The sequence below is a fragment of the Haloarchaeobius baliensis genome, assembly GCF_052060055.1.
Taxonomy (GTDB): Archaea; Halobacteriota; Halobacteria; order Halobacteriales; family Natrialbaceae; genus Haloarchaeobius; species Haloarchaeobius baliensis.
On record NZ_JBPPFR010000005.1, the window covers coordinates 58,096 to 71,024 of the forward strand.

Consider the following 12,929-nt stretch of genomic DNA (forward strand, 5'->3'; position numbering starts at 1 on the left):
CGTGAACGAGATGTGAGATTCGTCTTTGCTGCTTCTGTCTGTCCAATTTCAGATGTTAGGGGAGTTTGGCCTCCAGTACGTCGACTTCTTCTATCTCCGGCGGTTCTGCGAACAGCTCGTCCGCGTTTTCCTCCAAGGCAGCAGCGATTTCGCCCGAGAGATGCGCTTCCCGACCGGATTCATCCGGAAAGGTGTCGAAGATGCCGAACGTCGAATCGTCCATGCGGAGCGCGAACCACGTGGTGGTGTCCGGTTCTTCCTCGGCCATCGGCAGTGCCGAACGGAGGAATTCCTCGACATCGGATTCTTTGCCGGACTGTGCTTGGAGTCGAACGAGGAGGGCGACGTTTGCGTCGGTCATACCCAGTCCGTAGGTAGGTGCGCAACTCACATAACTATTTATGCTAGACGCTCAGGTGCTGAGGAGTACTCGGGTGAAACGCAGAGCCTTACCCGCTGCTTCCTCCTTCCGATTCTTACGCCGCCTGAGTTACGTGATCTTCTTTCCGGGGCGGTAGCGGCTGTGTCGAGGACTCACCCAACACCTGCTCAAAGCTAAATGAGCCGTGGCGGTGAGCGAAGCTCTCCGCCGGCTCGCCGTTTGTGAACGTCGACATCGATTCACGCAGCGCCAACAACGATGTACGCGCGCGTGCCGCATGGCACCGCGCGTACGGGACTCCAAGGCCGTATTTCAGCCGCCAGTTCCCCCCTTCGATTGCATTCGTACTCACTGGCCCATTGAACTCTTCTTCGTCCTCGTCCCAGAACGATGGGTGCTCCTCACGGAGTGTCGCCACTATCTCCTCGTACGCAGTCTCGTACTCGTCTTCGAGATACTCCCGCAACTCCTCTAACTCGCCCGCCTCGTGCAGTTCGGACACGCGCTCGTCGCTGCGAGCGCGTGTCCGGAGCTTGTGGACGAGACACTTCACCCGATCCGGCAAGATGTCGTTGTAGCAGTCGTTGTCGTCGGTGAGCCAATAATCCACACCCAAGAGCGGGAAGACGAGCGCGAGCGCCAGCGCTCGCGCGAAGGCGGTGTTCCGACACTGGAGTCCGGCGAAACAACCCAGCTGAGTCAGATAGGAACATCCGACAGTGAACCCTTCCGGCCACTTCTTCGGGTTTTCTCCCTCCTGTTTCCGGCGCATATTTTCCTCGTAGAGGTCTTTCTTTGCGCCCTTCTTCGCCGGATAGGTCTCGTCGGCGACCCCGACGAGACCGTCGATGTCCTCGGCAGCGAGTTCGTCGGCGAACTCGGTTTTGAGTTCGTCAACGGTGCTGACACCGAACAACAGCGAGAGGAAGTTCATCGAGAGGATGCAGCCGGCAATCGTGACGCTGTGCTGCTCGGCGACTTCGTCGCCGAACAGCTCGGCATAGCGTTGGATCGTATCGCGGTCAACCTGGAGACCGTACTGATTCTGAAGAATCCGTTCGCACGCGTGGAACGGATTCTTCGCCGCATGGAACAGGCAGAGATCAACGACTGGTTTGGCGTATTCACAGTCCTCGTAGAACAGCTCCCCGATATCGCCATCGTAGGAATGTCTGCACTCGGAGCACTGATACCGCTGAATCTCGACAGTGATCTCGTCGAAGCCATCCTCGGTGATGAGGATGGCGAAGAGCCGATCCGTTCGGTAGCCGTTCTTCCAGACCGTGGTTTCACCGCACTTCGGACAGGGCCGCGGGTCTCCGACCCGCTGGCCCTGAAACCCGCGAAACCAACTCTGAAACGCATGAATTAGACCGAGTGGTACGAGGCTGTTCAGCGTCTTTTCTTCGGTTTCGTGCATGAGTAGTGGCCAGTAAGAGAGGGTGGTATTTCACTCCCGTTGCAGACACCACCCCAAGAGGGGCACGAGCGTATTCTATGACAGGGTGCGACGGAGTCACTCCGTAACCCTGAGCGGATTCTTCCTGCCGGTGTGACGCCGTCGTCCAGTTTTTCGAGCCCCCGAAGAGGGCGAAGGCTCGATAACGAGTCTTCAGACTGAGGTGAATTCCCGTGAGTCAACAACAACGTGTGAACGACGTCTCGATCGATGCGATTCCAGTCGATATCACGAACACACAATCCGGCGAGGTCGAGCCCGCCGAAGTTCCCGAGGAGATCCGGTCAATCACTCGCGGACTCGCAAGTGAGCAGCCGCCGACGAACCCGCTCGTCGTCTTGAAAGCGGCTCGCTGGTGGTACATCCACGGGAAGGGCGGGACTGATCCCGCGTTCCAGTGGGCCACCGAGTGGGCGCGACACCTCGCGACCGACACGCCCAGCGACGTGGAGCAGTTCGATGAGTTCCTCGAGTACCTCGTCGCGGTCGGCTTCGCTGACGAGAAGACAGCGCTTCGATAACCGATCCCCCATTCACACTGTGGGGTGTTTGACCGGAGACTATCTCGAACAGAAACGAGTCTGACCGCAACCTGTTCAGATAGAATAACATTCACTTAGAATTGGTAGCACACAACGTCTTCTCCACCACAGGTCGGACACGTTTCGGCGTCTTCGGAAAGGGTCGTTCCGCAGTGTCGGCACTCATACAGGGTAGACGGGCTGGACGTGCGAGTCCCAACGACCCCGCGGAGCGTTTCGACGAGACCCATTCTCCCGGTGATTGTGTCGCACTGGTTGTTAATCCCAGCCTCCGATAGCAACCCCGACATAAACCCCGCAGTCGCGCCGTCGTTTATTGTGCGCCCCCGAGGGGTGCGGCGCGTCCTGACCTGACGCAGCGCCGTCGTACTCGACGTGATGCAATCCATGTTGACTGCCAGTGAGACGTCGGTCTCGTTCGAGGAAACCGACACACGGAACAACGAGATGCACAGCACCATCGAAGACTGGATCGACGAGCTCGTCGTTGATGTCGACGAGGCGAAAGCCAGCCAGCAATTCCAGGAGTGGCTCGACGTTCAGTCCCGGTTCCATGACTACTCACATCGCAACACACTCCTGATCAAGCTCCAGTGTCCCGAGGCGACCCGCGTTGCGGGCTACAATACCTGGCGAAATGAGTTCGACCGGCACGTCCAAGAAGGTGAACAGGCGATCTGGATCTGGGCACCCATTATTACGAAGCAGTGCCCAGAGTGCGAGAATTCACCGAGTTACCACGAGCAAAGCGACTGTGACTACGACGAGACATCGCCCGAGGAGTGGTCGAAAGGACTGGTTGGATTCAAACCAACGGCAGTCTTCGATGTGTCTCAAACCGAGGGCGAACCGCTCCCCGAGCTGGAAACCGAGGCCACAGGTAACGCCGACGACCTGGTGCCAGCACTCCTCGATGCGGCAACTACTCTCGATATCGACGTCCGTGTCGTCGACGCTGCCGAGTGGGAGCATGGCGACGCGAAAGGCGTCTGCAAACACCGGACTCTCCACGAGGGCCAGCCCGTCGTCGAAGCGAAAGCCCGCTCAAATCAGGCCGATCTCGCGGTGACGCTGATTCACGAGTATGCCCACGCGCTGCTCCATTTCGAGGGCGACGACGAGCCCGAACGCGCAAAACGCGAGGTCGAAGCGGAAGCCGTTGCGTACATCGTCGGGCGGTATTTCAACCTGGATACGAGCGGGTCAGCGTTCTATCTTGCCGCGTGGCAGGACGACGATGCGGAGAGCATTCAGGAGCGGCTCGGGCGGATCAGTTCGACCGCTCAGGAGATTATCGACACAATTGTAGAGGGCTGAACACCCCCTCCCCGGCTGTTAACCAACGCCTTGGGGTACTAGCCCACTCTGTTGGTTAATTCGTCCGGCGTCCGACCTTGCGTGTTTCGATCGGTCCCAAGACATACCCCACCGACAGTCGATGTTATAGTTCAGAATCGATTCGGCGCTGCTGGTCACGAAGGAACTCAACGACGGCATCGATATCCTGTTCGGGAACCGTTTGCTGTTCGAAGACTCCTTTGAATGCATCCGCGAAATCCTCCGACGTGAGGCGGTCGAGGACAGTCTCGATGCGACCAGCGAGCTTCTCGGACTCCCCGCGATGCAGATGAGTCGCGATCCGGTCAAAATCCGCGCCAGCAGCAAGCACTACCAGATCCCGGGAATCCGCCTTGCGGCCACTGTGAAGTTTCACGGCAAACAGCAACTCCCGTTCCGGAATCCTGGCTGTTACCGGGCGCCCGGTTCGCAGTTCCTCGGTGACAGAGTACTGGGCCAGATAGCGATACGACCACTCAGCTTCCGTCTGGCGACAGCCCAGCGCGTCCACCATCGCGTCGAACCGAACCGGATTCCCGATATCTTTCGTAAACCGGATAGTCCGGCCCTCGTAGAGTTCGTTTCGCTCGACATCGGCCGTTTTCTCGTAGCCGCGGTCGGTGAGAAGGTCCGTGTAGTCGTCGACCGCTTGGGCCGGAATGACGACGTCGACGTCCGTGGTGAAGCGTTGATTGAACGCCGCGATCGCCCACCCACCGACGAGCACGTACGGCAGGTCAGCGTCGATGACTGCCTCCAGCGTATCCAGTAGTTCGTCTTCGCGTTCACCGAGGCTCATGCATTGAGACGCGGATCCTCGTGGGACGCGTCGATATCGCGGTCGTACTCGTCGGCGATCATCTCCAACGCCGGCTCGTAGTTCACCCGGTACTCCAACATGTGCTCGATTGCCTCATCCAACGGAATAACCGGATTGCCGTCAACCCACTCGCGAGTGATCTCCCCACTCGTCGGGAACAACACGTACGAGACGGCCGCGTCGGAGTCGGTCGCGTCCGGCCGCTCTTCGATCCGGCTCGGAATCCCGAACTCATCAAAGAACGCTGTCCACCGTTCGACGTCCTGGTCGGCGACCTGGATGAAGATCGGATAATCGTCGTGGCCGCGAGCGATCTGATAGCCGCCGTGGGTCCAGACGTAGACGCCGTCGATTTTCGTGTACGCAAAGGGCATCCCGGCGAAGTGTGGAATGACGTAGCCGTCGTCGATCGAAGGGGGAACAGCGCGAGAGATGGCCGCGACGAGGTCGTAGTAGCGATCCCTGACAGCGTAATTCTCGATGTAGATGCCGTCCTCACGCCGGATGAAGCCTGCGTCCTCCAACCGCTCGATCCAGTCGTAGACCCACGAGTAGGAGCCGTCGATCTTCTGGGCGATTCGCCGGATCGAGTCACCCGGCCGGGCCGCGACCATGATCTTCGCCGCGGTCTCGTCGACGTACTCCATCATCGTTAGTTATCGGTATCGCATCTAACGGTATTAGTCTTGTCCCCCGTATTCCCTATGACGTTATCGCTATACAGATATACTATTCTTAGCTCCGGTAGTCCGATCCGGCTCAGCATTCGAGCAGAGAGCGGTTAACCAACAGAGGATACGATTGATCGGTATTTGTTGGTTAAGTTTTTCAGCGCCCGCCGAGGGGCGGAGGCGCACTTCCGTCTCCACCGACCCATGACCGACCAATATCTAACGACCGTTCTCGACGAGGCAGAGCGAGTCGCAGAGCACCACGAGCAGGTCGCCCAACCTTCAGACAATCCGAATCACGAGTATCTCCGGTACGCCGTCCTTCGGCTGCTCGAAGACGAGGCTGACGAGACATCGGTGGAGATACCGCAGATCGACGGCCTGACCGTTGGATACGGGGAGGATAAGGCGATGTGCGAGAGCTGGGACGACGACGTCGAGTGGTGGGAGACGGTTCCGCCGCAGGCGGAATGTACTCGCTTTCGGATGTTCTACCCCGACAAGCACGAGGCTGTTCCGCGAGTCATCGTCGATGTGATGGCAGCACTCGGGGCGTGGCGTGTCTGGACTGGGAGCGCAGCCGCGTGCGGCTCCTATGACCATCGCGAGCGCCGCGAGGTCCATTACCTCTGGCCGGAAGGCCATCCGGTGGAGGAAGTGCTCCACGAGCGGCTCAGTGGCCCTGCGGAAGCCGTCGCTCCCGACGGTGGCCGAACGGGCGACGTTCGCGACCGACTGGTCGTCGACGAGAACCCAAAGTCACAGGACGATCTCGAGCCCCGAACGAAGCGTGCTGTCGCCGAAGCGATGGACGTTTCGCTCCTCTCGAAAGGTGGCCGCTACGAAGTTCAGTCCGCGTCCAGAAACCGGTACGAAGTCGACGTCATCGACAAGTCGTGTACCTGCCCTGACTGGCTGCAGCGCTCACCCGAAGGCGGCTGTAAGCATCTGCGTCGCGTCGATCACGAGATAAAACAGGGTCGTGTTCCACGTCCGGATGGGCGCCTTCCAGCACCCTCGAACTAGAACGATATCTTCTGGAGCGCGTGGTAGTGTGGCGGCACACTAGACTTTTTACGGCCGGTCACCTACCGTGAGGTATGAGCAGCGACAGAATCGACGCCGAAAGCAAGGTGTCTGGAAACCAGGCAAACATCCCCGCCCGGATTCGGCGTGAACTCAATATCGATGATGGCGATCAGCTCCGCTGGCAGCTCGAGGATGACGGGAGCATCCGAGTCCAAGTGATCCAACAGCAAACGGGCACGTTCGCCGACTTCGACGGCTACGCTGGTGAGGAGCCGACCGATGTCACGAGCGAGCACGACGCCTGGGGCGTCGACGTCGAGTAAATGCCGCGGGCACTCATCGATACGACAGTCCTCTTTGCCGCCGCATACCGGCGAGATGGATCCCACGATGCCGCGCTCCCGGTGCTCCACGGCATCGACGACGGAACGCTCCCGGAAGCAGTCGTCCTCGACTACGTGCTCGCGGAAACGCTCAACGGCCTCACGACCCACGCCGGCCACGACGCAGCCGTCGATCTCTTCGATCGCATTGAAGAAAACGCCCGCTTCCACATCGACTCCCTCACCACCGATGCCCTCGCGACCGGGAAGGCACTCTTTCGTCAACACGAACCCCTCTCCTTCGTCGATGCCTGCATTGTGGCGTATATGCAAACCGAGGGGCTTGGCTACCTGTATGCGTTTGACGACGATTTTGACGCTGTCGAGGATGTCTATCGACTCGATACAGCAACGAATCCCTACGATCCGAACTGACGCTGGCAGACGGCACTGCTGCTGACGATGTTCGGTCTCAGGATAGTCGTACCTCGTAGTCAGCCGCCAGCTCCTGGAACTCGTCCCACTCCGGAAGCTGGTCATCTGCGACCTCACCGTGCGTCTCAAGGTAGCGGAGCAAGGCGTCGATTTCGTTTTCAAGGTCGTATTTCGCTGCCTGCTCTCGGAGATTCTCCTCGTCGACGTCGACGTGGCTGAGCAGGAGGAGACAGTACGAACGGTGGCGACTGCCGTCGTCGATTAACAGCGTGTGACAGCAGAGTGCCGCCGGCGAGACTGCGTCGAGGTCTTCGGAGTAGACGTAGTAGCGGTGGCCGGTAAGCAGGAACTGGAGGTCGAAGGCCGCGAATCGAGCGAGGCCGGTTTCGTGGAACCCCTCTGCGTCAATCTCCGTCTCGGCCTGCGCGAGGAATTCGTCGTAGTCCTCCCAGAGAATCGTCCCCTTCGGGGCGACGGCTTCGAGGCGTTGACGATGCAGATGGTGTGCGAGTTCACGGGCGAACTCGTGGAGGCGGTCGAAGTCGGCGTTGAACTCGTAGCGGCCATCGGCCGTCCCGACGAGCCCACGGTCGCGAAACCGCTTGAGGACGCGGTTGACCGTGTTGCGGTAGTTGTCGCTCCGGTTGGCAATCTCGGAGACGGTTCGCGGCTGGTCAAGGTAATACAGCACTTCGAGTGCCTTGCCGGTCAGCAGTTCGGGGAAGTCGATGTGGGAGTGCTGGCGGACGAGGTCCTGATAGAGCTCGACGGCACGAGCGTCCGACGGGACGACTCGTTTTCGCCGCCCGTCGCGTTCCGTGTAGACGAGTCCCTTTTCGACGAGGTCGGCGACGGCACGAGAGAGGTAGCTCTCGCTGTGGTCGAGCTTCGTCGCGAGCTCTGAGATCGTGTCGCCACGGTCGACCGTGGCGAGGACCTCCAGTTCGATGCGCCGGAGCACGGTGTAACATAGTACGAAACTTGTGTATAAAGAAGTTTCGAGTAGTGTTACAGTCAGCAGGCACGAGAGTCATCTCCATCGTCTTAACCAACAAAACTATGGATCCGTGGGACGTGTTGGTTAACACGAGAGTAGCCGATGTCCTACGAACCCCCGACCCCACCGGCGAACCTCCCGACGGAGATCGTCAACACGCTCAACGAGTCGGACCCAGAGCAGCTCCGAGACGTTGCGACGTACGCTGAAGCGCTCGCCGAGCACAAGGAACGAGAGGCCCGTCTCGAGGAGTCGGCAGATCAAGAAGAGGTCGAAGAGCGACCGGACGATCTCCCGGACGACGTCCCTGCAAAAGCGACGATCACGATCAAGGAAATCAACGACAATCGCTACTACTACTGGCAGTGGCGGGAGGGAGAGAAGATTCGTTCTCAGTACAAGGGTCCGGTCAACCCGGACGAGTAAAACTCGATGATGGAGGACACCCACCCCACGTTTCCGTCGTAACTGGATGTTGGTGGAGGGGGTGACGCTGATTTCGAAGGGACCACACCCCCCGCGTTTCCGTCGTTTCTCCACGACGGCGTAGGGAGAGACTACGATAGTGCTATGCAGCCACTAATTCTGTTGACCTAGAACCAATCTAGAGATGAACTAACTTCTGCAACACATAGATTAAAGTAGTATAGCTGAGAAACGTTCATTAAGTGTACTTCGACCAAAGAGGGGGCGAAGTACTTCGCCCCCTCAGATGAAACGATCCTTTCCAGCTGCGTCTGTAGGCGGCCAGTATTGGACGGCTAGGCCGCTCTCGTCTTTGGTATCTCGTCGTGGACGTCTTCTTCGAGTCCCCTCCCCACCTGTTCGGTGATTACGACGGAAACGTGGGGTGTGTGGGTTCGGGATTCGACAACAACGCGCCGCTTCCGTCTGCGGGTTTCCTCTCTCACGTCGGAAACGCGGCTATATTGTCAGCAATCCAATTCCACCGAATGACAGCATTTTCCGGCTGATATCGGACAAGGAACGTCGGAAACGTGGGGTGGCGTTCTCCACTAGATTTATACTCCCCCCGCTCACACCGTGTGATATTCAATGACGCCCGACTCTTCACCCAGTTCTGTCGACGATCCACTCTTTGAATCCGGGCATCGCATCTTCGCGAACAAGGATCTCCTGAAAATCGGTCACGTGCCGGAGGCTGACCGGATCGTCGGTCGCGACGAGGAAATCTCGAAGCTCGCGAAACGTCTCAACGGTGCTGTCCACGGGTACTCCCCGGAAAACGTGATGATCTACGGGAAAACTGGGACCGGTAAATCTCTCGTTTCAAAACACGTCTGCCAACGAGCTCAGAATGCCGCTCAGGATGGCGTCGAGATTGGAACCGCGTATATCGACTGTGCTGAAGACAACACGGAGACTCAAGCAATCTCCTCACTGGCCGCGAAGCTGAACGATGAATCTTCGACTGGAATCTCCGTCCCACATACCGGCCTCAGTACGTCGAAATACTACAAACTCCTCTGGAAGACGCTCGACGCTCAATTTGATTCTGTGATCATCATCCTCGACGAGATCGATCTGATGAACGACGACAGCGTGTTGATGAAGCTCTCGCGCGCTGAGGAGGCGGGGAAAATCGACTGTAGCGTCGGCGTCATCGCGATCAGCAACAAGATCCAGTACGTCGACAACGTGAACGAGCGCGTGAAAAGCAGCTTCCAGCACAAGGAGCTGTTCTTCAAGCCATACGACGCCAACCAGCTCCGGGAGATTATGTTCAACCGTGAGGACGCCTTCCAGGACGGCGTCCTTTCCGAGGACGTGATTCCACTCTCGGCGGCCTTCGCCGCGCAGGAACACGGCGACGCTCGGAAGGCGATCGACATTCTTCGCCACGCCGGCGAGGTCGCCTACGAGGCCGGGGCAGAGCAAGTGACGGAGGAACACGTTCGCCAGGCACAGCAGCACGCCGAAAAGGACCGGTTCAGAGAACTCGTGAACGGCGCACCCACGCAGGCGAAGGCGGCGTTGCTGGCGCTCACGGAACTGAGTGTCAACAGCAACGACGATGCGTTCCTCACGAGCCGGGTGTACGACCAGTACGAACGCATCTGCAACCATCTCGATATGGATATCCTCTCCGTCCGCCGGTTCCGCGACATCCTGAAAGAGCAAGCCTTCCTCGGGGTTGTCGAAATCGAGAAGATCAACAAGGGGAGTGCGGGCGGCATCCACCTCCAGAACCGACTCATCGAAGATCCCCAGGTCGTCCGCGAAACGATCCTCGAGGACAGCCGGATGCAGGACTGGACTCGCGAGTAGTGACCCCCTACTACTGAGTGGGTGCGGACGACGGAAATCTGGGGTGGGGCGTGAGGAAACGACGGAAACGAGGGGGGTCGAAAATTACGTCGGAAACGTGGGGGGTCGAAAATTACGTCGGAAACGTGGGGTTGGATCGAAACGACGGAAACCAGGGGTGGGTCCACTACAACAGTTCGTTGGAGGCTCCGAACGAGGTCAAAACGGCGTCCCTCTCACCGGAGAGCTCCCGGCGAATGTCGGATCGGTCCCACCCGAGCGGTGACAGCACGCTCTCGACCGCTCTGATCAGATGCGTCTCGTAGTACGAGGCGTCGTAGGTCTCGATCTCCTCGTGGGCGAGGGCGACCCGGTCTCGCGAGGATTTGTCGTCGTCGACGACCACGTACTCGATATCCTGGCCCGGGTGGACTGCTAGGTTCTGCTCGCGGGCTCGCTTCAAGGCGGCCACGTTCTGTGTATTCTGTGAGTAGCCTTCCAGGGGCTTGGAGACACGGTTCCGCTCAACGAGCCGCTCTACTTCTACGTTGCCCGCCTGTAGTTCGCCGATTGCTCGTTCGAGCCGTCCGAGTACCGCGTCCGGTGACCGCGTGGCATCGAGCTGGTCGAGACAGTCCCGCTGGACGTCCTCGATGAACGGCGGGGTCGAGCGCTGCCGGGCTTCGATGCCTCTGACCTTGAAGTCGTCGTCGCCGGCGACCTTTCCGAAGTACTTCGTCAGCGCGCCGGCGTCGCTCTCGCGCTGCGGGACGAACGCCACCCAGTCGTAGTGGGCTTCGTGTTCGAGCCGGATTTCGACCTCTTCCGTGATTGCCGTCGCGAGCGTCTCGAGGTCCTCACGGTCATCGTCGTCGACGTCGGGGTCCGGCGTCACCCAGATGGAGTCGACGATGCCGTGGACGACGCGCCAGCCGCCCGCTTCCAGCCGCTGTTTCGCCGTCAGCAGAATCTCACGAGCGAATGCATTAATCGCCTCGTGGCACTCGATGCGGCCGAACTTCGCGTTGCTGAACCCTTGATAGCCGAAGCAGGCGACGAGGATCCACTTCAGTGCGCCCGACCGCCCCTCGAGTTCCGCCAGTCGGTCCTCGTCGAGGTTGTCTCGATCCTTTTCGCGACGGATGGCCGCCTTGATCTCGTCGCGAGCGTCGATGATCGGCTGCAGCACGTCGACGAGGTAGCCCCGGTCGTCGCAGATCGAGTATCCGAGGCCGGGGACGTCGTCGCGGTCGCTGTGGCAGTCACACCGGATAACGTCCGGCGAGACGTTCCGGGTACAGATGATGTTCGGGTACAACGAGGAGAAGTCGAGTTCATGGACGTTCTCGTGAAGCCCGACCTCGGGCGCAAAGATGAAGCCGCCGCGGTCGGCATCGTGGAGCGTCCCCATCGGCTTGTAGAACTCGTGACGCCAGGAGTTCCACGGCACGAGGACGCCGCGGTCGTGGGCCTCACAGATCTGGATCGCCGTGAGGACGTTCCCGATCGACGCCCACGCAAGTTCCTGGACGGGCTTTTTCGAGCGCGACACGAGGTCGAGGACGCCGTCGAGGTTCGTCTCTCCGTAGAAGAACGTGTTCGACTCGTCGATGATCGCCCGGCCGGGGACGTTGTACCGCGCCGGCGAGTGACCGACGCGACCGTAGCTTGAGTACGTCGATCGGCTCGCAAGCTGCTGGTAGTCGACGTCCGGCCACCGACTCAGCGAGAAGTCGTCGACGCCGGCGTCCGTCGCCATCTCGTACAGGGTCGGGACGATCTCGCTCGTCGAGCAGACTAGGACGTCCGGATCGTGTGCGTCAAGCGCCCCCTGGACGGCGGTCAGGAGATCCGTCGGCGAGCCGGTGACGGTGTCGCCGGCGACAGACAACTCCCCATAGACGTCGTCGCTCGTTTCGGTCACCGGAACACCGAGCCGGAGCGTCGACAGCTCGCTCGCCGGCGTCGGATCGGCGCCGGTCTCCAGACAGTACCGGAACTCTCGCGAGAAGTCGACGTTGAAACAGGCGAGATCCCCGACTGGATAGTCCGACAACTGGCGTGCCTGCCGGGCGAGGGGGGTGACGCGGTCGATGTGGGCGACGTCGACCGCGAGAACGGCCTCCTCGTCTCGTCGAAACCCGGGCCGTCGCGCTACCGTCTCGGTCGCGACGACGTCCGGGTGCTGGTCGAACACCGACTGGAGTGTTGTGAGGTCGAGGTCAGTCTCTGGATCGCGGCCGGCGACGTAGAAGCGCGAGGTGTAGTCATCGCGCTCGGTCGCGACGGCGCCGTCGGCAGTTGCCTCCCACTCTAGGACGCGGCCGTCGTCTAGGAAGTCGATACTGAACGGCATCGTCACGGGTTCGCGTCCGGTGGGGCACTCTCCTGGTCATCGCGTGCTGCGACCGCGGCTTCGAGCTCCTCGAGGCGTTCCTCGTGGTCGTCGAGTCGCTCCTCCTGTTCGAGATCGATACTGAGTAGCGCCGGCAGCAGCGGATTCTGGTGGTTCAACAGCCCGCTCGCGTCGGCGTGCTTGCGGGCGTACTCGAACAGCCGGTCGAAACGTGGTTGGTCGCGACGCCGCAGTGCCCGGCGGAACTCCGCCCACCGCTCTTCGATGGCCCGGAGCGCATCCCGGTACGTTGGGTTTGTGCGTCCCATC

At 60.0% G+C, this 12,929-nt stretch carries 14 protein-coding genes; 7 read left to right on the forward strand and 7 right to left on the reverse strand.

Going from position 1 to position 12,929, the window contains the following annotated elements; all coding sequences use genetic code 11:
- Positions 1–55 precede the first annotated feature (55 nt).
- Both ACSG06_RS21825 and ACSG06_RS21830 read right to left on the reverse strand, forming a co-directional pair.
- The gene (locus tag ACSG06_RS21825) at positions 56–361 is read right to left on the reverse strand and encodes a putative quinol monooxygenase (protein ID WP_004054295.1); all 306 of its coding nucleotides are present in this window, start codon (positions 359–361) and stop codon (positions 56–58) included.
- Between the two features lie 115 nt (positions 362–476).
- On the reverse strand, positions 477–1,802 hold the full coding sequence (locus tag ACSG06_RS21830) for a hypothetical protein (protein WP_049987710.1): 1,326 nt from the start codon (positions 1,800–1,802) through the stop codon (positions 477–479).
- Between the two features lie 212 nt (positions 1,803–2,014).
- On the opposite strand from ACSG06_RS21830, the gene ACSG06_RS21835 reads away from it, so the two are divergent.
- Positions 2,015–2,362: a DUF8013 domain-containing protein gene (locus ACSG06_RS21835; protein WP_440992368.1), complete on the forward strand. Its 348-nt coding sequence runs from the start codon at positions 2,015–2,017 to the stop codon at positions 2,360–2,362.
- Positions 2,363–2,770: 408 nt separating this feature from the next.
- On the forward strand, positions 2,771–3,700 hold the full coding sequence (locus tag ACSG06_RS21840; RefSeq protein ID WP_440992369.1) for an ArdC-like ssDNA-binding domain-containing protein: 930 nt from the start codon (positions 2,771–2,773) through the stop codon (positions 3,698–3,700).
- 124 nt (positions 3,701–3,824) lie between these two features.
- On the opposite strand, the gene ACSG06_RS21845 is transcribed toward ACSG06_RS21840, so the two are convergent.
- Complete coding sequence (locus ACSG06_RS21845; RefSeq protein ID WP_222609076.1) at positions 3,825–4,520, reverse strand: nucleotidyltransferase domain-containing protein; 696 nt, start codon at positions 4,518–4,520, stop codon at positions 3,825–3,827.
- Positions 4,517–5,188, reverse strand: a complete 672-nt coding sequence (locus ACSG06_RS21850; RefSeq protein WP_138246855.1) for a helix-turn-helix domain-containing protein — start codon at positions 5,186–5,188, stop codon at positions 4,517–4,519. Before ACSG06_RS21850 ends, ACSG06_RS21845 begins: the two co-directional genes overlap by 4 nt.
- A 228-nt stretch (positions 5,189–5,416) precedes the next feature.
- Between ACSG06_RS21850 and ACSG06_RS21855 the strand changes: the two genes are divergently transcribed.
- From ACSG06_RS21855 to ACSG06_RS21865, 3 genes are all read left to right on the forward strand, one after another.
- Complete coding sequence (locus ACSG06_RS21855; protein WP_440992370.1) at positions 5,417–6,238, forward strand: hypothetical protein; 822 nt, start codon at positions 5,417–5,419, stop codon at positions 6,236–6,238.
- 74 nt (positions 6,239–6,312) lie between these two features.
- Entirely contained in the window at positions 6,313–6,564 is a 252-nt protein-coding gene (locus tag ACSG06_RS21860) for an AbrB/MazE/SpoVT family DNA-binding domain-containing protein (RefSeq protein ID WP_135823146.1), read from the forward strand.
- On the forward strand, positions 6,565–6,999 hold the full coding sequence (locus ACSG06_RS21865; protein ID WP_440992371.1) for a PIN domain-containing protein: 435 nt from the start codon (positions 6,565–6,567) through the stop codon (positions 6,997–6,999).
- A 37-nt stretch (positions 7,000–7,036) separates the two neighbouring features.
- Here the strand turns inward: ACSG06_RS21865 and ACSG06_RS21870 are convergent, their stop codons facing one another.
- Positions 7,037–7,960 (reverse strand): helix-turn-helix transcriptional regulator, encoded by a 924-nt coding sequence (locus tag ACSG06_RS21870; RefSeq protein WP_440992372.1) that lies wholly within the window; start codon positions 7,958–7,960, stop codon positions 7,037–7,039.
- 138 nt (positions 7,961–8,098) lie between these two features.
- On the opposite strand from ACSG06_RS21870, the gene ACSG06_RS21875 reads away from it, so the two are divergent.
- The gene (locus ACSG06_RS21875; protein ID WP_092893735.1) at positions 8,099–8,422 is read left to right on the forward strand and encodes a DUF6788 family protein; all 324 of its coding nucleotides are present in this window, start codon (positions 8,099–8,101) and stop codon (positions 8,420–8,422) included.
- Between the two features lie 630 nt (positions 8,423–9,052).
- Positions 9,053–10,285 carry a DNA replication protein Orc4 gene (orc4, locus tag ACSG06_RS21880; protein WP_049908454.1) on the forward strand — a complete coding sequence of 411 codons (1,233 nt, stop codon included), beginning with the start codon at positions 9,053–9,055 and terminating at the stop codon, positions 10,283–10,285.
- A 166-nt stretch (positions 10,286–10,451) separates the two neighbouring features.
- On the opposite strand, the gene ACSG06_RS21885 is transcribed toward orc4, so the two are convergent.
- Together ACSG06_RS21885 and ACSG06_RS21890 are read right to left on the reverse strand one after the other, a co-directional pair.
- Entirely contained in the window at positions 10,452–12,620 is a 2,169-nt protein-coding gene (locus tag ACSG06_RS21885) for a type B DNA-directed DNA polymerase (protein ID WP_440992373.1), read from the reverse strand.
- 2 nt (positions 12,621–12,622) lie between these two features.
- Positions 12,623–12,928 carry a DUF8156 family protein gene (locus ACSG06_RS21890; RefSeq protein WP_440992374.1) on the reverse strand — a complete coding sequence of 102 codons (306 nt, stop codon included), beginning with the start codon at positions 12,926–12,928 and terminating at the stop codon, positions 12,623–12,625.
- Position 12,929 lies beyond the last annotated feature (1 nt).

Excerpts from the sequence above, each read along its gene's own strand:
- ACSG06_RS21825 (WP_004054295.1), bottom strand. The coding sequence starts at position 361 with ATGACCGACGCAAACGTCGCCCTCCTCGTTCGACTCCAAGCACAGTCC.
- ACSG06_RS21830 (WP_049987710.1), bottom strand. The coding sequence starts at position 1,802 with ATGCACGAAACCGAAGAAAAGACGCTGAACAGCCTCGTACCACTCGGT.
- ACSG06_RS21840 (WP_440992369.1), top strand. The coding sequence starts at position 2,771 with ATGTTGACTGCCAGTGAGACGTCGGTCTCGTTCGAGGAAACCGACACA.
- ACSG06_RS21845 (WP_222609076.1), bottom strand. The coding sequence starts at position 4,520 with ATGAGCCTCGGTGAACGCGAAGACGAACTACTGGATACGCTGGAGGCA.
- ACSG06_RS21850 (WP_138246855.1), bottom strand. The coding sequence starts at position 5,188 with ATGGAGTACGTCGACGAGACCGCGGCGAAGATCATGGTCGCGGCCCGG.
- ACSG06_RS21855 (WP_440992370.1), top strand. The coding sequence starts at position 5,417 with ATGACCGACCAATATCTAACGACCGTTCTCGACGAGGCAGAGCGAGTC.
- ACSG06_RS21860 (WP_135823146.1), top strand. The coding sequence starts at position 6,313 with ATGAGCAGCGACAGAATCGACGCCGAAAGCAAGGTGTCTGGAAACCAG.
- ACSG06_RS21865 (WP_440992371.1), top strand. The coding sequence starts at position 6,565 with ATGCCGCGGGCACTCATCGATACGACAGTCCTCTTTGCCGCCGCATAC.
- ACSG06_RS21875 (WP_092893735.1), top strand. The coding sequence starts at position 8,099 with ATGTCCTACGAACCCCCGACCCCACCGGCGAACCTCCCGACGGAGATC.
- orc4 (WP_049908454.1), top strand. The coding sequence starts at position 9,053 with ATGACGCCCGACTCTTCACCCAGTTCTGTCGACGATCCACTCTTTGAA.
- ACSG06_RS21885 (WP_440992373.1), bottom strand. The coding sequence starts at position 12,620 with ATGCCGTTCAGTATCGACTTCCTAGACGACGGCCGCGTCCTAGAGTGG.
- ACSG06_RS21890 (WP_440992374.1), bottom strand. The coding sequence starts at position 12,928 with ATGGGACGCACAAACCCAACGTACCGGGATGCGCTCCGGGCCATCGAA.